This window comes from Salinibacterium sp. 10G20-15 (assembly GCF_057365065.1).
In genome coordinates, this window is the sequence record NZ_CP195118.1 from 2,181,589 (window position 1) to 2,199,795 (window position 18,207).

The window sequence follows — 18,207 nt, forward strand, 5'->3', positions numbered from 1 at the left end:
ACGTGGCGGGTGGCGGCCTCATGGTTTTGCCACTCGTCGCGTCGTGGTGTGTCCCCGTGCGCTCCGCTGTCGCGGTGGGGTCGCTCGGGTTCTCGCCGCTCAGCTATGAAGATAACTAACGCGGAGCGATCGGCATCGTCGGCGGCGCCGATACGGGTTTGCGCACGCGCGCCTTGAACCACGCGGTATCGGGCACACGCGCCAACAGCGGGCCGGCGATGATCGTCATGAGAACGTAGGCGGTGGCTAGCGGGGCGAGCATCGGTTCGATGCCGGCGCCGACGGCGAGGCCGGCGATCACGATAGAAAACTCGCCGCGGGGCGTCAGGGCCAACCCGGTACGCCAACGGCCAGGTGCGGCGATGCCGGCGCGTTTCGCAGCCCGGTATCCGGAGAACGTTTTGGTGCCAATCGTGAGCACAGCGAGGGCGAAAGCCGGCAGTAGCACCGGGATGATGTCGGCGGGCGAGGTCGAGATGCCGAAGAAGACGAAGAACACGGCAGCGAAGAGGTCACGTAGGGGAGTGATGAGCTGGGCGGACTGGTGCGCTACAGGCCCTGAAATGGCGATACCCACGAGGAACGCACCAACTGCTGCGGAGACGTTCACCGCCTCGGCGAGACCCGCAACAAGCATCGTGAGGCCCACAACTCCGAGGAGCAGCGCTTCAGCGTTCTTCTGGGGGAGCAAGCGTGACAAGAACCGCCCGTGGCGAAGCGCTACGTAGAGGATGGTGACGACCACGGCAACTGCGATCGCCACGGTGATGGACCCCTGCAGTAACCCGGCACCGATTACGAGCGCAGACAAGACGGGAAGATAGAAGGCCATCGCGAGGTCTTCCATCACGAGGATCGACAAAATGACCGGCGTCTCGCGGTTACCGAGTCGCCCAAGGTCCCGGATGACCTTGGCAATTACTCCGGAAGAAGAGACCCACGTCACTCCAGCGAGAGCAACAATCGCGGCCGGTTCCCAGCCCAAAAGCATCGCGAACAGTGCGCCCGGGAGCGCGTTGAAGACACCGTCCAGAAGTCCCGAGACGCGCGAGGTTTTGAGGTTGGACACTAGCTCGTCGGCCGAATATTCGAGTCCGAGCATGGCCAGCAGCAAGATCACGCCGATCTGCGATCCGACTTCGAAAAATTCTTCGCTGGCCTGAAGGGGGAGTAGGCCGCCCTCGCCAACGGCGAGTCCCGCGAGAAGATACAGCGGGATCGCCGAGAACCCGAAGCGTGCGGCAACTCTGCCAAGCACACTCAGAACGAGCAGGAGAGCGCCAACCTCAATGAGTAGCTGCGTCGTCTCATGCATACGCGACCCTTAGCTGGGACCGCTATTGATGAGCGTGCCGAGAGCATCGAGCCCCTGGCGAGTGCCGACTGCGACAATAACGTCGCCGGGTTCGAATGCGACCTCAGGACCGGGGGAAGTGACAACGTCGTTGCCGCGCACGATGGCAACGATGGACGCACCAGTACGAGTGCGGGCTTTCATGTCACCCATGGGATGGCCGACGAAATCGGAACCGTTGGGCAAAGAGATCTCTTCGGTGAAGAGCCCTTCGGCTTTCTCCCCCAGAGCAGACAGCCGGCTGAGAGTAAGCGACGAGCCGAGGACCTCAGCGATGGCGGAGGCCTCGTCATCGCTGAGCGAGATCGACGCCGCGTTCGAATCGGGGTCATCAGCGTTGAAGAACGCAAGATCACGTTCACCAGAGCGCAGCGAGACGACGCTGATGCGGCATCCTGAGTTCGTGATGACGTCGTTGCGCACGCCAAACCCGGGAAGGTCAATTCGTTCGATTCTTACGCCCACTTGTTCAACTTACCCATTCGATTGTGGTCTTTAGTCCAGCGAGAACTCTACGCCTGTTATGCCGCATCCCCTACTATTCCGTGGTCGCAGTTCGGGGGCGGGGCGCTGGCGGCGGTGGCACTTCTTTTGCGGCGACAACTTTCGCGAGTTCAATGGTCTCGAGGCCACGCTTTGTTGCAACGACGCAGTGGGTGTCATCGGCGAGGTGAAAATAGCCGAGTGAGTCGGTCGCGCGGCCATCCTCGATGAGATGACGCACCACGACACGGGTTCCACTCGTGGTGGCTTTCAAAAACTCTGCCGGGGTAGTCATCGGCGTTACCATGAACTCTTGTCGTAGTCCTTGAGGAAGATGCCGAACAGATCTTCGCCATCCTCGCCGCGCACGATCGGGTCGTAGACGCGGGCCGCACCATCGACGAGGTCGAGCGGCGCATGAAAGCCCTCTTCTGCCAACCGCACCTTGGTGGGGTGAGGGCGCTCATCCGTAATCCAGCCGGTGTCGACACTCGTCATCAGAATGCCGTCGCTCTCGAACATCTCGCGGGCGCTCGTTCGGGTAAGCATGTTCACGGCGGCTTTGGCCATGTTGGTGTGCGGATGCCCGGGGCCCTTGTAACCGCGACCGAACACGCCCTCCATCGCCGACACATTCACGATGTATTTGCGACGGGACGCGGAGGCTGCCATCGAGGGACGCAACTTGGAGATCAGCACGAACGGTGCCGTAGTGTTCGCGAGCTGAACTTCGAGCATCTCGAGCGGGTCGACCTGATCGACGTGCTGAGTCCACGAGTTGATCGAGTCGAGGTCAGGCACGAGGCCACCGGCGTCGATCGCGGTTCCGGCAGCGAGTCGCTCCAGTGAGCTCGAGCCAGCGGTCATGGCTTGCTCGGTCAGCTCTTCGGCACGCGTAGCCGCGGCGGCCAGGATCGGATGCGCCGATACTGACTGCGCGAGGGCTTGCGGATGCGGGTCATTCGTATGCCCGAAGGTCACGAGTTCGGGCAGCGGGCCGTCGGGCAGGGGAGCGAGCTCACCATCGACGAGCGGCTGGTATGCCCCGGGGGAGCGACGTACGGTCTGCGTCGCATTGTTGATCAGGATGTCGAGTGGGCCCTGCTCAGCGACAGACTCGGCCAGACCGATTACTTGGGCAGGGTCGCGCAGGTCGATTCCAACCACGCGAAGGCGGTGCAACCAGTCTGCCGAGTCGGGCAGGCTCGAGAAGCGACGAACGGCATCCCGAGGAAAACGAGTCGTGATGGTCGTGTGCGCGCCATCCCGCAGCAAACGCAAAGCGATGTACATGCCGATCTTGGCGCGGCCACCGGTGAGCAGCGCACGCCTGCCCGTCAGGTCAGTGCGGGCGTCACGCTTAGCGTGATTGAAAGCCGCACAGCTCGGGCACAGCTGATGGTAAAACGCATCGACGGTGGTGTACGGCTGCTTGCAGATGTAGCACGGGCGAGCCTTAATTAGTTCGCCGGCGGTCGGCGCCGTCGTGCTGGTAGAGATGGGGATGCCGCGGGTCTCGTCATCAATACGGTCAGCCGCACCCGTAGCAGTTGCTGCAATAACTTGACGGTCGGCGTCAGCGATGGCCGCACGCTTCTCGAGGCGGCGCTCTTTCTTGACCGCCTTGAACATGGCGGCCGTCGCCCGCCGCACCGTCACGAAGTCGGGGTGCTCTTCATCCATGCCCACCATCTGGTCGAGAACCTTGAGGGTAATCTCGAGCTCGGTGGGGTCAAGACCGCTGGGGCCGTGATCGGAGGCGGGTGAAGAATTAGGCACACCCAATTCTACTCGCGCTGCGAGTGGGGAACGCTCGCGGAGGGTGCTGACGTTGTCCTCCGTGCCGGTGACTCGAATTCGCACCCCACTCGATCCGCGGTTCTCGCGCCGTGATGTCGGGCGACCCGGCTACGGTGGAACAATGCCCTCACTCTTGGATGCGCTTCCGACGCCCTTTGACGCAGACGCAACCTATGACGCTTTCGTCGGCTGGGCATCTGGCCGAGGCCTCGATCTTTACCCTGCTCAGGATGAAGCGGTAATCGAGCTCGTTTCGGGTGCCAACGTCATCCTCTCCACGCCAACGGGCACGGGAAAGTCGCTCGTAGCGATTGCCGCCCACGCGATTGCGCTTGCCCAAGGGCAGCGCACGTTCTACACCGCGCCCATCAAGGCTCTCGTGAGCGAGAAGTTCTTCGCGCTTGTTGAGGTCTTCGGCGCCGAGAACGTCGGCATGGTCACGGGGGATTCCTCGGTAAACGCCGACGCGCCCATCATCTGCTGCACCGCGGAAATCTTGGCGAATCTCGCGCTGCGCGAGGGGGCGGATGCTCGTGTCGATCAGGTTGTGATGGATGAGTTCCACTTCTACGCCGATCCCGATCGCGGCTGGGCCTGGCAGGTGCCGCTGCTGATCCTGCCCAAGGTGCAGTTTGTGCTGATGTCGGCGACGCTCGGCGACATGCAACCGCTGGCGGATGACCTGAGCCGCCGTACTGGCCGCGAAACAAGCCTGATCACGGGTGTCGAACGCCCCGTGCCGCTGCACTACTCGTGGGCCCTCACGCCCATCCACGAGACGGTGGAAGAGTTGCTCTCCACCGGCCAAGCGCCGATCTACATTGTGCACTTCTCGCAGGCCGCCGCTCTCGAGCGCGCGCAAGCGATGACCAGCATCAAGGTTGTCTCCCGCGAGCAGCGTGACCAGATTGCTGACGCGATCGGTGACTTCCGCTTCACAACCGTATTCGGCAAGACGCTCTCGCGCCTCATCCGCTCCGGTATCGGCGTGCACCACGCGGGCATGCTGCCCAAGTACCGCCGCCTCGTCGAGCAACTCGCTCAGCGCGGGTTGCTGCGCGTGATCTGCGGAACCGACACTCTCGGCGTCGGCATCAACGTGCCCATCCGTACTGTGCTGCTGACGCAGCTCACCAAGTACGACGGCACCCGGATGCGTCAGCTGACCGCGCGTGAGTTCCACCAGATCGCTGGTCGCGCCGGTCGCGCTGGTTTTGACACGGCAGGAACCGTTGTGGCTCAGGCTCCCGAGCACGAGTCGGAAAACGCCAAGCTCGTTGCCAAGGCCGGTGACGACGCCAAGAAGCTACGCAAGATCGTGCGCAAAAAGCCTCCCGAAGGGTTTGTCACGTGGAGCGAAACTAGCTTCGAGCGGATGATCGCCGCAGAGCCCGAACAGCTCACCAGCAACATGCGCATGAACCACGCGATGATCCTCAACGTGATCGCTCGCGGCGGCGACGTCTTCTCCAACGTACGCACCCTCGTCGAAGACAACCATGAACCCCGTCACAAGCAACGCGAACTCGCCAAACAAGCGCTCGCGATCTACCGCACCTTGCGCACCGCTGAAATCGTCGAAGAGCACCGCATTGCCGACACGATGATCGTGGATGGCGAGGAAGTTGAGAGCTTCGACGAACGCATTGAGATTCGCCTCACGGTCGATCTGCAAGCCAACTTTGCGCTCAACCAACCGCTCTCGCCGTTCGCTGTGGCGTCGTTTGATTTACTCGATCGCGAGTCGCCGACGTACGCCCTCGACATGATTTCTGTGCTCGAAGCGACGCTAGATGACCCACGCCCGATCCTCTCGCAGCAACAGTTCATGGCCCGCGGCGAGGCCGTCGCGGCGATGAAAGCCGAAGGCATCGAGTATGACCAGCGCATGGAGCTGCTCGAAGAAGTCACGTGGCCCAAGCCCCTCGAAGAGCTGCTGGATGCCGCCTTCGAGATGTACCGGGCGAGCCAGCCGTGGATCGGCGACTTCGCTCTCAGCCCCAAAAGCGTCGTGCGGGATCTCTACGAGCGCGCCATGACCTTTGCCGATTTTGTGGGCTTCTATGGTCTAGCTCGCAGCGAGGGCCTCGTGCTGCGTTATCTCTCCGACGCCTACCGTGCCACCCGTCAAACCATTCCGGATGACGCCAAAACCGACGAACTACTCGACCTCATCGAGTGGCTCGGCGAACTGGTTCGCCAGGTCGACTCGAGTCTCATCGATGAGTGGGAGGCCATGACGAACGGGGTCGACTCCGCCACTAGTGGTGAGCCAGTCTTGCCGCCTACTCCGGCATTCGTCGTTACGAATGCTCGCGCGTTTCGTGTTCTCGTGCGCAACGAAATGTTCCGTCGCGTTCAGCTCGCGGCACGTGACGACGCGGTCGCTCTCGGCGAGCTGGATGCCGCAGCCGGCTACGACGAAGAAGCGTGGGGCGAGGCGCTCGATCGCTACTTCGATGAGCACGACTCGATGTCCACGGCGGGTGACGCGCGGGGTCCCGCGATGATTGCCATCACCGAGGAGCCTGAGCAGTGGCACGTACGGCAGATTATCGACGACCCGGAAGGCAACCACGATTGGTCGATCAACGCGACCGTGGATCTCGCTGAGTCTGCTGCAGAAGGTATCGCTGTCGTGCGAGTGACAGCTTTCAGCCGGCTTGATTAGGTTCCAGACGGGGCAGGTGCTTTTCGCTAACCCACTGATTGGGCATAACGTGATGCTGCCCGGTGTTGAATAGCTGTATGACCCGGGATCAACGTTTTGTACTGACCATCGCGATTCTGGCGTCGTTTGTTGCCTTCCTTGATGGCTCCGTGATCAACGTTGCGCTTCCTGCAATTAGCTCTGAATTGGGCGGTGGGCTGAGCACTCAGCAGTGGGTCGTCGACGCCTACCTCATCACTCTTGGCTCGCTCATTCTGCTCGCGGGTTCCCTGTCGGACGTGTTCGGTCGACTCGTTATCCTGCGAATCGGTCTCATCGGCTTTGGCGTTGCATCGCTGCTCATTGCTCTTGCGCCCAACGCCGAATTGCTCATTGTGTTGCGCGGCGTTCAAGGCATCGCCGGCGCGCTCCTTGTGCCGAGCTCTCTCGCCTTGATCATGTCGACGTTCCGCGGCACGGCGCAGGCTCATGCCATCGGGCAGTGGACGGCGTGGACGAGCGCCGCGTTTATCGTGGGCCCCGTGCTCGGCGGCGCTTTTGTCGACCTGCTCAGCTGGCGCCTCGTCTTCGCCATCAACGTCATTCCGATCGCCATCACGTTGTGGTTGCTCGTGAGACTTGGTCACCGAGATGAACGCAAAGCCCACACGCGCATCGACTTCCTCGGCGCCGCCCTCGGAATCGTCGGGCTTGGCGGCCCGGTCTTTGCGCTCATCGAGCAGGGAAACTTGGGTTGGGGCAGCCCCGCCGTCTACGTACCACTCGTGGTCGGCATCCTGAGTTTCATCGCTTTTGTCGTGTGGCAGCGCCGCGCGACGCAGCCGATGCTGCCGCTCGAACTCTTCCGTCACCGCAATTTCAGTATGGGAAATATTGCGACGTTCTTCATTTACGGCGCGCTGGGCCTCGGCGGCTTCATCGTGGTTGTGTATCTGCAAGAGGTGGCTGGATACTCGGCGACCTTCGCGGGCTTTGCGTTCTTGCCTTCGTCACTCGGAATCATTCTGCTCTCCTCATTCTTTGGTCGTCTCAGCGGCAAATACGGCCCGCGCTTGTTCATGACGCTCGGCCCGTTGCTCGGCGGAGTCGGCTACGTGACGTTCCTAGGGCTGGGGGAGTCAGTCAACTACGTCACCGAAGTGTTGCCGGGCGTGCTCTTGTTTTCCGTGGGAATGTCGATGACGGTTGCCCCGCTCACGTCCGCCATCTTGGGGGCGATCTCGACAGAGCAAGCTGGAATTGGTTCTGCGGTAAACAACGCGGTGTCGCGCATTGCTGGTCTCATCACCGTGGCGCTCATTGGCGTGATCACGGTCGGTTCGCTTTCGCCTGAGAACTTCCACCGTGTGGTGATCGTCACGGCGATGCTGTTGTTCGCCGGTGCCGTGATCTCACTGGTGGGCATCCGCAATCCCGGCGCTGAAGCGAACGAACCGAGTGATGTCGCCCCGCCGTTGGCGTAGAGCGTCAGCTCAGTTGCGGTGCCGACAGCACGAGAAGCGCGGCCGTGATGGCGGCGGCGGCGATCGTTAGGCGGAAGAGCAATCGCTGAAGTGTTCCCCGCGCGATCAGCACCACGCTCACTCCCGCAATGGCGATGATGGCGATAAAGCCGATGAGGGCTAGCGCGCTCGGAGCGGTGCCGGGCCCAAACACCACAGCGATGCTCGCGCCGATCAGCCCGACGGCGATCGCAGTGGCGGAAAGCCGGGTGCCCAGAGCGTGCGGCAGCCCGCGCACCCCGGTGCGCGAATCGTCGTCTAGGTCGGGAAGTACGTTGCTGAAGTGGGCCGCAACCCCCACGAGCGCTCCCGCCGCAATCGCCCACGGTGCAGCAAACTGCGGAGTTCCGGCAGCAAGGGTCACGATGGCGGGCAGCGCTCCGAATCCCGCAATGTACGGCACAACGGAGAAGAGTGTCGCCTTAAGCCCTAGGTTGTAAAGCCAGCCGCTGGCAAGAAAGACTGCATGGGCAAGGGCAGCAAGCGGCCCGAGAAGCACCGAAAGAACAATGGATGTCGCGGCAAGCCCCATGGCGATGCCCGCAACCTGCGTGGCCGAGACTTCGCCTGACACGATGGGTTTGTCGGTACGACCGGAGGCGCGGTCGCGCTCAGCGTCAAGCCAGTCATTCGAGAGTCCTACCGACAACTGATTGGCCAGAATCGCGGCGGTCAGGGTGGCGATTCGCCACCCCTCAAGGCCATAACCCCACGCGAGTGCCAACACGATCACGGTCACCGCGGCAGTGGGACCGGGGTGGGACGACCGGAGGAGAGCGCGCATCATGCGCCAAGAGTAGTCGCAGACTCGAGTCGTGATGGGGACTATCAGCCGCGGTGATCTATGTTGAACTCGTGAGTGAAGTTTTTGATCTTTCGGTGCTAGCCGCCAAGCTGCCCGGCACTTGGTGCGTTGAGGCGACCAATTTTCCGATGTGGCTCGATGGAACGCGCCGTAACCCGGAGTTTAGCTACGAGACTGCCGAGGGTGACGAGCTGACTTTCGCTGACACCGTGAGCTACACGACTCGCGATGGCGAGCAGAAGACCATCGTCGGCACCGACCGTTTGCGGGGCGACGAATTCGTCTGGCGCGGTCAAGGTTGGTTGAAGGTGCTCACGAGTCGTTGGCAAGTTGTCGGGGCTGACGATGCTTTTGACACCATCGTGCTGCGGTTCTCACGATCGCGCCTCACGCCCGCCGGTATCGACGTTCTCACGCGCAAGGGCGTGGAGGTACCTGTCGTACGAACAACCGTCGCTCACGCCACCGATCAGTTCGGTCTCACCGCAGAAGACTTCGCTTCGTTGACCTGGCTCTCCTGACCCGCTCGAGTCGAAGCCGGGTACGATCGCTGCATGATGATCGCGCGACGAATCCCTGCGATCGCCGCCGCTGTAGCCGCGACGCTCGCACTCGCGGGGTGTACTGCCGCTGCTCACCCCGACGTCGTTCCTGCTCCGACCTTCGCGCCGCGACCTGAGGCGCAACCGGTAGATCCGATCGCTCAGTACGCGACTGACCGACTCTCCACCATGTCGCTCCGCCAGAAGGTGCTCAGCATGCTCATGGTGCACGTTCCCGGCGAATCACCGGCCGAGCGAGTGAGTAGCACTCTCGACGGCGTCGGCGGTTTCATTCTGATGGGGGATAACATCCCTGACAGCTTGGGCGAGTTGAAAGCCGATACGGCGGCGCTGAGCTCAGAGGCGGGCTTGCCTGTGCTGGTCGCCACTGACCAAGAGGGCGGCATCGTCCGCCGTGTTCCAACGGACGACGCAGCATCGGCGCTACAACTTCGCTCTCAAGCCCCCGACGCAGCCTTCGAGGCCTTCGCCCAGCGCGGTGCCTTGCTCGAATCTGTCGGCGTCTCAGTGAACTTTGGCATCGTCGCCGATATTGCCAGCGACTCGTCCAGCTTCATTTACGAGCGATCGTTCGGAGCAACGGGCGCGGATGCCGGGGCGCGCGTTGCGGAGGCCGTGCAGGGGGAGTCGATGGTGCTCTCCACTCTCAAACACTTCCCGGGCCACGGAGCGGCCGCGGGAGACTCGCACTCAAGCATCCCGACGACGTCGCTGTCCTTTGCCGACTGGGAGAAGACGCACGCGGTTCCTTTCGAGGACGGCATCGAAGCGGGAGCGCCCCTGGTGATGTTCGGCCATCTGAAATTCACTGCGGTGGATGAGGAACCGGCGACGTTCTCGACCCGCTGGCATGAAATTCTGCGTGACGATCTCGGTTTCGACGGCATCGCGATCACGGATGATATGGGCATGTTGGAGCGCTCCGGCGTCGCCGAATACTCCAACCAGATCAGCAATGCGGTGCGGGCGATTGAAGCCGGAAATACGATGCTGCTCTATGTCGGAGCGGTCGATACCGAAGGAATTGTCGCCGCCGTTACCCAGGCCGTTGACGAGGGCGAACTCGATGAGGCGCTCATTGACGATGCCGCGGTGCGATTGCTTGAGTTGCGGCGCGAACTCTCTGGTGAGACCGGGCGCTTCGTTGCCTGTCTCGCGCAGTGCAGCGCGCTCGTCGGCTAACTAGCTCGTGCCGTCGTCGCCCACGATTTCTTCATGAACTCGCCGCACATCCTCCAGTAGCGATCCGATCAAAATCCAGTGCTGTGGATGTGGAGTTAGCACCGTGAGCGGGGCAGTCAGGGTCAACAGTTCCCGCGTCGGTGGCGCGGCTTCTCGTTCGCTGGGGGATCGGCCGCGCAGCCGCAGGTCATGGGCGGCTCTTTCTAACTCTCTCGCGATCGAGAGCGCTACCGGATCGGTCGTGAGATCGGGGTCGTAGCGATCGTGGATCGCTCGTGCCATTCCTAGGGTGCGCGTCACGAGCACGCTGAGCATCGCGAATAGTTCGCGGTCGCGATGCAGCAGCCGATGATGCTTGCTGCGGCGAGGGTTCAGTGTCAGGCTGTCTGTTCCTTTACGCAGGGCAGCGGAGGCGGCATCGCGCAGTTCCTTGAGTTGGCGGGAGTCGGCGAGTAGAGCGTCGAGCTCCGCCTCTGTTTTTGGCACCCGCAGAGCAGACGCTAAGGACTCGAGAGCAGCAGCTGTGTGCTTTGTCAGTAGCGCCACCGCAGTACGGGCGGGACTGACGATGACGGGTGCCACGATCGCAAGATTCACGATCAGCCCAATCATGGCACCAATGATTGTTTCAATGATGCGATCGACCGCGTAGCCGGCGTTCTGGCCGCCGAGGGCGATTACGAGCATCGCGCTGATGGGGATCTGGTTTGCTGAGCCCGCACTTAGTTTCAGCGCCCACGCGAGGACAACCGCCAGAACGATCACCAACAGGATGACCCAACTTGAAGTGCCGAGAACCTGACCAGCCCCGAGTGCGATGACGACGCCAGCGACCACGCCGATACTGCGTTCGAGCCCCTTCTCGATCGATTGCGTCACACTCGGTTGCACGACAAGTAGCGCAGCGATCGCCGCGAAAATGGGTAGCGGTTGCTGCACGACGAAGCCGGCAACGACCCACGCAATCACCGCGGCGACCGATGTTTTGAGCACCTGAAGCAGCGGTGAACGACGCGCAATTACCAGCGTCGTTACGAACTTCACTTGGCTGTCTTTGCTTCCGAGATCGCATCGGCGGCGCGCACAAGGGCGAGGTGGCTGAGCGCTTGTGGAGTGTTTCCCGCCTGGCGATTGTTCGTCGTGTCGTACTCCTCGCTGATGAGTCCGACATCATTGGCAAAACCAACGAGGCGATCCATCAGGACTGTTGCATCGTCGACTCGCCCCGACGACGCATATTGCTCTACAAGCCAGAAGGAACACGTCAAGAAGGGGTTCTCGCCGTCGGGCAAGCCATCTACCCCGCTTTCCGTTCGGTACCGCAACACGAGGCCGTCATGGAGCAATTCGTCTTCGATCGCGGCGACGGTGCCGAGCATCCGCGGGTCGTCGGCCTTGAGGTAGCCGACCTGGGGCAGCTGAAGCAGCGACGCATCCACGCCGGTGCCGCCGTAGTACTGCGTGTAGGTGCCGCGTTCGGCGTCCCAACCTTCTCGTTCGATTTCTTCGCGAATCTCTTCGCGGATGCCAATCCACGTCTCGATGGGACCGTCGAGACCAAACTCTTCTACCGCTGTGATCGCGCAGTCCATCGCAGCCCACAGCATCACTCGAGAGTGCGTGAAGTGGCGCTCCGGTCCACGAATTTCCCAAATGCCATTATCAGGGCGATTCCAGTTGTCTTCGACGTAGTTCATGAGGGCGCGCTGAAGGGGCCACGAGAAGTCGTTCTCGTGAACGCCCGAACGACGCGCGGCCTGGAGTGCAATCATGACCTCCCCAAATACGTCGCCTTGAAACTGGTCGAAGGCACCGTTGCCCACACGCACCGGCGAGGCGCCTTCGTAGCCGGGCAAGGAGGTGAGTTCGCGCTCTTCAAGCCAGCGCTCGCCCGAAAGGCCATACATGATCTGCACATCAGCGGGGTCGCCGGCGATCGCGCGCAAGAGCCAACGGCGCCAGGCTTCCGCCTCCGCCACATAGCCGTGATCGAGAAGTACATGAAGAGTGAGGGCGGCGTCGCGCAGCCACACATAGCGGTAGTCCCAGTTGCGTGTTCCGCCGAACCACTCGGGCAGGCTCGTCGTGGCCGCTGCGACAATGCCGCCAGTGTCTTCGTGAGTCAGTACCCGCAGCACGAGCAGTGAGCGTTTGACGATCTCGCGGTACTGTTCGGTTGGTTCGCAGTGAGCGGACCAGTTGAGCCACCATCGACTGGTGGATTCGAGTACGGCGTCGACGTCGACTTCGGCCGGTGGATTGCGGTGTGCCGGGTACCAGGTCATGGTCAGATCTCGCGTTTCGCCTTCGCGAATCGTGAAATCGCCGCGGTGAGTGTGGTCTGCGGAGTGCATGTCGATTCCGCGCGCGATAATCGCGTCTGGTCCGGCAACACCGATGATCGCGTTTTCTCCGGCTTCGGGAGCCTGGCGCAACCAGGGCAATGCAGTGGCATATCCGAAGCGAATAAGAAGCTCTGTGTACATCGAAACGGTGCCGCGAATTCCCCGAACACGACGAATGACATCCGCGCGGCGGTTGCCGTGCGGCATAAAGTCCGTTACTTCAACTTCACCCGTTTCCGTCACCCACGTGGTGACGAGGATAAATGTGTTGGGTTGGTACTGGCGGGTCACCGTGACGGTGGCCGGGTCATCCACGCTCGCTCGAGGGGCTACTAGCCATCGGCCGTGATCTTCGTTTCCGAGGAGGGCTCCAAACATTGATGCGGAGTCGAAGCGGGGAAAGCAAAGCCAGTCGATGCTCCCGTCTTTTCCGATAAGGGCTGCAGTCTGACAGTCGCCGATAAGGGCATAGTCTTCGATTGGTAACGCCATTAGTCAATCATTGCAGCGTCGTAGCGCGTGTTCCTGAACATCGCCGCATTCGTGCGCCAAATTTAACAAAACTGTGGCGACTTAGTCGTTGATGAGACCCAGTTCTCGCAACTCGATGGCGAGACGGGCACCGTCGGGCGCATAGCGCCACGGAACGGATGACTCTCGCTCGCGTTCGGCAATTTTGCTGCGGCCACCGGCAAGTACCGCTTCTCCTGTCGAGAGCTGGCGGATCGCGACGGCAGCGACGTTGTCGGGATGGCTCGCGACAAACTCACCGTAAATTTCTTCGTCGTGCTGCCCGTCATCGCCCACCAGTAGCCACTTCACGTGAGGGAACTCGGACGCAAGGCGCCGGAGGTTGGCTCGTTTATGTTCCGCTCCGCTGCGGAACCACCGATCATGAGTGGGACCCCAATCAGTGAGCAGCATGGCGCCGCGCGGATAGAGGTTGCGGCGCAGAAAACGTGTCAGTGTGGGAGCAACATTCCATGCGCCAGTAGAAAGGTAGATGACGGGCGAGTGTGGGTTAGCGCGGGTGATGCGATCATAAAGAACTGCCATGCCGGCGACCGGGCGTCGCGCGTGTTCATCGAGAACGAAGGTGTTCCAGGCGGCGAGCAGTGGGCGTGGGAGCGCCGTCACCATGACTGTGTCATCGACATCAGAAATCACCCCGAATGTCGTGCTGGGATCCACGACGAAGATGTGCGCGGTTGTCGCGTCGGATCCAGCCGAATCCAGGGTGGCTGCTTGCCATCCCGGAGCTAAAGCAACCTTCACTTGTTCGTCAATAACGCCGCCGCGGCCCGGCGTTAACTGAACCCGTGCACCGCCGATAGTGACGGTGACAACTTCGGAGTTCACAGGAATGCTGAAGAAGCTCCGCCAGCCCCGCACCTTTTCAGCACGTTTCTTTGAGGCTTCAGTGCCGCGCGTCAGAACGACGCGGCACAGTACTCGGGCCCAGCCCTCCGTCGCGTAACTGCTGTAGGGGATGATCGTAGTGGTAAGGCCTCGCTTGCGGCCACGACGTTCGCGCCACCGGTGGAAAGCGTCCTCGATCCGGGCGGCGCGATGAAGGATCTCACCCGCTGTTTGGCCAGGGGAGTGGGACTTGCCGGTTCGAGCCATTACTCCAGCCTAGGCTTTCGTGCACCCCGTGCGTACCCGCCCCGGGGTGCGATGGGTACTCACGGCTGGGGTTCGGCGTGTAATTGTTCACTCAGTGTTGCTGACGCGGCTACCGTCGCTTCAACCAAAGCCCGGTCTCCGCGCGTGCGCGGATCAATCCAGTCATCGATCGAATCGCGATCAAGGATGACGGGCATCCGGTCATGGATCTCCGCAAGCGCTCCGGTTGCTTGTTGCGTCAGCATGGTGGTGGTGAGATGCCAGCGCTGGGGATCCTCAGGGTCGGCGGCGGGATCCTTCCACCACGAGTAGAGCCCGGCAAAGTAGAGGAGGCCTTCCTGTGGTGTGATGTAGTGGGGAACCGGCGTGGGCCCCGACTTCTGCGTTTCGAAGTAACCGATCGCGGGAAGCACTGCGCGTTGGCTGATGATCGCGGAGCGAAACGTGGCTTTCTCGGTGACGGTCTCGCTGCGTGCGTTGAATGTCGGGTACTTGCCGCGCAGGACAGGCGAGAAGGGAGGCGTCAGCCACCACTGCGCGAGCGCTGCGCGAGGGATCAACTCAGACGAAGGATCGTCGCGGGTTGACAGAGTCTTCAGCAGAATAGGGACCTGGTCGGTAGGGCGCACTATCGCGGTAGCGAGCCAGTCAGCTTGCCACTCTTCGGGAGGGCGACCGGTCGCAGTCACGAACTCCGCAATCATCTCGTTGACCGTGTCGTCCATTGCAAATCGACCGCACATATAACAATTTTACGGGTTTCTTTCAGAAAAGTGAGATTCTACCCATCGTAGAACAACCGTTCTAAAGGTTAGGATTGATCAGACACCAAGAAGGGGGCCATTGTGTCCGCACAAACAACAACCATTGAAAACGTGACTGAACCAGCAGTCTCGCTTCGCAACGAACCGGTGCAAGCACGGAGCACCGCTCGTCTGACTGCACTACTTGATGCAGCAGCATCCGTCGTCGACGAGGTCGGCATTGAGCGACTAACCACCGCTATGGTCGCCGAACGCGCAGGAGCGTCGATCGGTACCGTTTATCGCTACTTTCCTGACCGCATCGTTTTGCTGCAAGCATTGGGCTCGCGCAATTTTGAGCGTGTGATGGCACGCATTACCGATGCCATCAACGATCCGGCGCAGGCAGACTGGCGTGCGGCGCTGAGTCACGCGTTCACGGCCGTTATCGACACATACCGCACGGAGCCCGGTTTTCGAGGACTCCGAGTAGGAGACCAGCTCGACTTGCGACCACTACCCAACGGGCGCACCTTCAAGTCGCTGGTTGCTGAGCGAATTGTCGAAGCTCTCTCAGCACGATTCGGTGTGGAGAACTCAGCTGCTACACGCTTCACCCTTGAAGCAAGTCTAGAAATGAGCGATGCCTTGGTCGCGCGCGCGTTCTTGATGAATCCGCAGGGTGACGAAGAATTCATCTCGGTCAGCACGTCCTACGTTCGCGGCTTTATTGCGGAGAACATCGGCTGGTAGCTGATCTCGCTTCATGCGGATTTGCGGTAGTTATGCCCAATCGGGAATGACAGCGGCGTCGAATACTGTTTAGCTAGTAGTGCTGGCAAGTGTCGATCCGCGCATGGGCGCGAGGAATGAGCCGAAATCATGATTGAATTTCGTGCAGTAACCAAGCGTTTCCCCGACGGGACCGTGGCCGTCGAAGACTTTAATCTCGTGATTCCGTCGCGAAAGATTACGGTCTTCGTCGGGTCATCGGGAAGTGGTAAAACCACTTTGCTCCGGATGATCAATCGAATGGTCGATCCCACCGAGGGCGACATCGAGATCGATGGCGACAGCGTTATGGGCAAAGAGCCCGTAGCTCTGCGGCGCAGCATCGGCTACGTCATGCAGAACTCCGGGCTGCTTCCGCACTTCAAAGTGATAGACAACGTCACCACAGTGCCGATGCTTAATGGCGTGCCCAGAAAACAGGCTCGTGAACAGGCTCTCGGACTGCTCGATACCGTGGGCCTCAGCCGCAGCATTGCCGACCGCTACCCGAGTCAATTGTCAGGCGGCCAACAGCAGCGCGTGGGAGTGGCACGAGGCCTTGCCGCTAATCCGAACATCCTGCTGATGGATGAGCCGTTCGGTGCGGTCGACCCGATTGTGCGCGCGGAACTGCAACAGGAGACAGTCCGCCTGCAGCATGAACTCGACAAGACGATTGTCTTCGTCACGCACGATATCGACGAAGCCTTCTTGTTGGGTGATCAGGTCGTGATCCTAGAAAAGGGTGCCAAAATTGCTCAGGTTGGCAGCCCGAACGAAATCATGGCCGCTCCAGCGAGCGACTTCGTGGCGAACTTCATCGGTACCGACCGGGGGAAGCGCGCACTCACCCTCAAGAAAACGGAAGCGGGGACAATCCTGGTCGACAGCGAAGGCCGCGGCGCTGGCGTTCTCGTCGGGGGATCGGAGTCGGCGTGACCTGGATCATCAATAATCTTGATTTGATCTGGGGCCTCACGCTCGAACACATTCGGTTGAGCATTCCGCCGATTGTTATCGGCTTCCTCATTTCGATTCCCTTGGGCTGGCTGGCGTATCGCTTCAAGCTCACTCGCGGCATTTTGCTGACCCTCGCCGGTTTGCTATACACGATTCCGTCGCTCGCCCTGTTCGTGATCCTGCCGCCGCTTTTGGGCATCAGCTTTCTTAGCGAGCTCAACATCACTATCGCGCTCACGCTCTACGCCGTGGCCATCATGGCTCGTTCGGTAGCTGATGCTCTGAGCTCAGTCGATCCAGCGATCCGTCAATCGGCCACTGCTGTAGGTTTTGGCGGTTGGCGTCGGTTCTGGACTGTCGACTTCCCGCTTGCCGGCCCCGTGGTCCTCGCTGGTCTCCGTGTCGCCGCTGTCTCGACGGTGAGCCTCGTGACTGTCGGAATTCTCATTGGAGTGCAGAGCCTCGGTTACCTCTTTACTAACGGCTTTCAGCGCCGAATCTTGGAAGAGATCTTCGCCGGGGTCGTGATGACAGTGATTGTCGCGTTGTTGATCGACCGCGCTCTCGTGCTGCTGGGCCGGATGCTGATGCCCTGGACGACGGTCGCTAAGCGCAAGGCGACTGCTCCCGCGCTGGAAGGAGCACCCGCATGAATCTCCTCATAGAAGCAGTGCAATGGCTCTTCTCTCCAGAGCGACTCGAGGGCACTAATCCGATTCCACTCCGGCTCGAAGAGCACCTCTTCTACACCTTCTTTTCGGTGATTGTTGCGGCGCTCATTGCGATTCCCCTCGGTTTTGCCATCGGGCACACGGGTAAGGGGCGCGACTTCGCCGTCGGTTTATCGGGAGCTGCACGCGCCTTGCCCTCGTTTGGTCTCATCCTGCTTCTCGTGCTGTTGATTGGGGTAACTCAGGTTCAACTTCAGCTCGCCGCGATCACTGCGTTCGTACTTTTGGCCATTCCGTCGATTCTGGCGGGAGCGTATGCGGGAATAGAAGCGGTAGACCGCCGCGTTGTTGATGCTGCGCGAGCGGTGGGAATGACGGAGTGGCAGATCCTATGGAAGGTAGAAGTTCCGCTCGGGCTTCCGCTGCTCATTGGCGGCCTTCGCGCGGCAACGCTGCAGGTCGTCGCTACCGCGACGCTCGCGGCCTACGTAGGGCTTGGCGGTCTGGGAATTTACATTTTCCGCGGCCTCCCTCTCCAGCGTTATGACGAGATGTTGGGTAGTGCACTGCTGATCGCAGCCCTAGCTCTCGTTCTCGATGGAATATTTGCGCTCATCCAACAATTTGCGGTTCCCCGCGGAGTTTCGGCTGGGCGTGCTAAAGATGTCCGCACGTCATCAACTCGACGACGTGCGGTGGCAGCAAAATCTGCCCAAGAAAGAAGAGGATAG

At 61.1% G+C, this 18,207-nt stretch carries 17 protein-coding genes; 8 read left to right on the forward strand and 9 right to left on the reverse strand.

All coding sequences use genetic code 11. The features are described 5' to 3' along the window. Positions 1–115 precede the first annotated feature (115 nt). From ACR3YK_RS10600 to ACR3YK_RS10615, 4 genes are all read right to left on the reverse strand, one after another. The gene (locus ACR3YK_RS10600) at positions 116–1,315 is read right to left on the reverse strand and encodes a cation:proton antiporter (protein WP_486174840.1); all 1,200 of its coding nucleotides are present in this window, start codon (positions 1,313–1,315) and stop codon (positions 116–118) included. Positions 1,316–1,324: 9 nt separating this feature from the next. Continuing rightward, complete coding sequence (locus ACR3YK_RS10605) at positions 1,325–1,819, reverse strand: cation:proton antiporter regulatory subunit (protein ID WP_486174841.1); 495 nt, start codon at positions 1,817–1,819, stop codon at positions 1,325–1,327. 73 nt (positions 1,820–1,892) lie between these two features. Further along, the gene (locus tag ACR3YK_RS10610; RefSeq protein WP_486174842.1) at positions 1,893–2,132 is read right to left on the reverse strand and encodes a hypothetical protein; all 240 of its coding nucleotides are present in this window, start codon (positions 2,130–2,132) and stop codon (positions 1,893–1,895) included. A gap of 5 nt (positions 2,133–2,137) precedes the next feature. Then, positions 2,138–3,616 carry an SDR family NAD(P)-dependent oxidoreductase gene (locus tag ACR3YK_RS10615; protein WP_486174843.1) on the reverse strand — a complete coding sequence of 493 codons (1,479 nt, stop codon included), beginning with the start codon at positions 3,614–3,616 and terminating at the stop codon, positions 2,138–2,140. A gap of 142 nt (positions 3,617–3,758) precedes the next feature. Between ACR3YK_RS10615 and ACR3YK_RS10620 the strand changes: the two genes are divergently transcribed. Then, complete coding sequence (locus ACR3YK_RS10620) at positions 3,759–6,308, forward strand: DEAD/DEAH box helicase (RefSeq protein ID WP_486174844.1); 2,550 nt, start codon at positions 3,759–3,761, stop codon at positions 6,306–6,308. A gap of 77 nt (positions 6,309–6,385) precedes the next feature. After that, positions 6,386–7,771, forward strand: a complete 1,386-nt coding sequence (locus ACR3YK_RS10625; protein WP_486174845.1) for a DHA2 family efflux MFS transporter permease subunit — start codon at positions 6,386–6,388, stop codon at positions 7,769–7,771. A 4-nt stretch (positions 7,772–7,775) separates the two neighbouring features. On the opposite strand, the gene ACR3YK_RS10630 is transcribed toward ACR3YK_RS10625, so the two are convergent. Further along, positions 7,776–8,597, reverse strand: coding sequence for a UbiA family prenyltransferase (locus tag ACR3YK_RS10630; protein WP_486174846.1), 822 nt, complete (start codon positions 8,595–8,597; stop codon positions 7,776–7,778). Between the two features lie 68 nt (positions 8,598–8,665). Here ACR3YK_RS10630 and ACR3YK_RS10635 point away from each other — a divergent pair, with 68 nt between their 5' ends. Together ACR3YK_RS10635 and ACR3YK_RS10640 are read left to right on the forward strand one after the other, a co-directional pair. After that, positions 8,666–9,136 carry a hypothetical protein gene (locus ACR3YK_RS10635; RefSeq protein WP_486174847.1) on the forward strand — a complete coding sequence of 157 codons (471 nt, stop codon included), beginning with the start codon at positions 8,666–8,668 and terminating at the stop codon, positions 9,134–9,136. A gap of 33 nt (positions 9,137–9,169) precedes the next feature. After that, positions 9,170–10,360 (forward strand): glycoside hydrolase family 3 N-terminal domain-containing protein, encoded by a 1,191-nt coding sequence (locus ACR3YK_RS10640; RefSeq protein ID WP_486174848.1) that lies wholly within the window; start codon positions 9,170–9,172, stop codon positions 10,358–10,360. Here the strand turns inward: ACR3YK_RS10640 and ACR3YK_RS10645 are convergent, their stop codons facing one another. The 4 genes from ACR3YK_RS10645 to ACR3YK_RS10660 form a co-directional block, all read right to left on the reverse strand. Further along, entirely contained in the window at positions 10,361–11,404 is a 1,044-nt protein-coding gene (locus ACR3YK_RS10645) for an FUSC family protein (RefSeq protein WP_486174849.1), read from the reverse strand. It abuts the gene before it with no gap. Continuing rightward, the gene (locus ACR3YK_RS10650) at positions 11,401–13,197 is read right to left on the reverse strand and encodes a glycoside hydrolase family 15 protein (RefSeq protein WP_486174850.1); all 1,797 of its coding nucleotides are present in this window, start codon (positions 13,195–13,197) and stop codon (positions 11,401–11,403) included. The genes ACR3YK_RS10645 and ACR3YK_RS10650 overlap by 4 nt, the downstream gene beginning before the upstream one ends. Before the next feature lie 81 nt (positions 13,198–13,278). Then, positions 13,279–14,331 (reverse strand): App1 family protein phosphatidate phosphatase, encoded by a 1,053-nt coding sequence (locus tag ACR3YK_RS10655; protein WP_486174851.1) that lies wholly within the window; start codon positions 14,329–14,331, stop codon positions 13,279–13,281. Between the two features lie 59 nt (positions 14,332–14,390). Continuing rightward, entirely contained in the window at positions 14,391–15,074 is a 684-nt protein-coding gene (locus ACR3YK_RS10660; protein ID WP_486174852.1) for an SOS response-associated peptidase, read from the reverse strand. Positions 15,075–15,206: 132 nt separating this feature from the next. Between ACR3YK_RS10660 and ACR3YK_RS10665 the strand changes: the two genes are divergently transcribed. The 4 genes from ACR3YK_RS10665 (at position 15,207) to ACR3YK_RS10680 (ending at position 18,207) form a co-directional block, all read left to right on the forward strand. Continuing rightward, the gene (locus tag ACR3YK_RS10665) at positions 15,207–15,827 is read left to right on the forward strand and encodes a TetR/AcrR family transcriptional regulator (RefSeq protein WP_486174853.1); all 621 of its coding nucleotides are present in this window, start codon (positions 15,207–15,209) and stop codon (positions 15,825–15,827) included. 129 nt (positions 15,828–15,956) lie between these two features. After that, complete coding sequence (locus ACR3YK_RS10670; RefSeq protein ID WP_486174854.1) at positions 15,957–16,784, forward strand: ABC transporter ATP-binding protein; 828 nt, start codon at positions 15,957–15,959, stop codon at positions 16,782–16,784. Continuing rightward, complete coding sequence (locus tag ACR3YK_RS10675) at positions 16,781–17,458, forward strand: ABC transporter permease (RefSeq protein ID WP_486174855.1); 678 nt, start codon at positions 16,781–16,783, stop codon at positions 17,456–17,458. The genes ACR3YK_RS10670 and ACR3YK_RS10675 overlap by 4 nt, the downstream gene beginning before the upstream one ends. Further along, positions 17,455–18,207, forward strand: coding sequence for an ABC transporter permease (locus ACR3YK_RS10680; protein WP_486174856.1), 753 nt, complete (start codon positions 17,455–17,457; stop codon positions 18,205–18,207). The genes ACR3YK_RS10675 and ACR3YK_RS10680 overlap by 4 nt, the downstream gene beginning before the upstream one ends.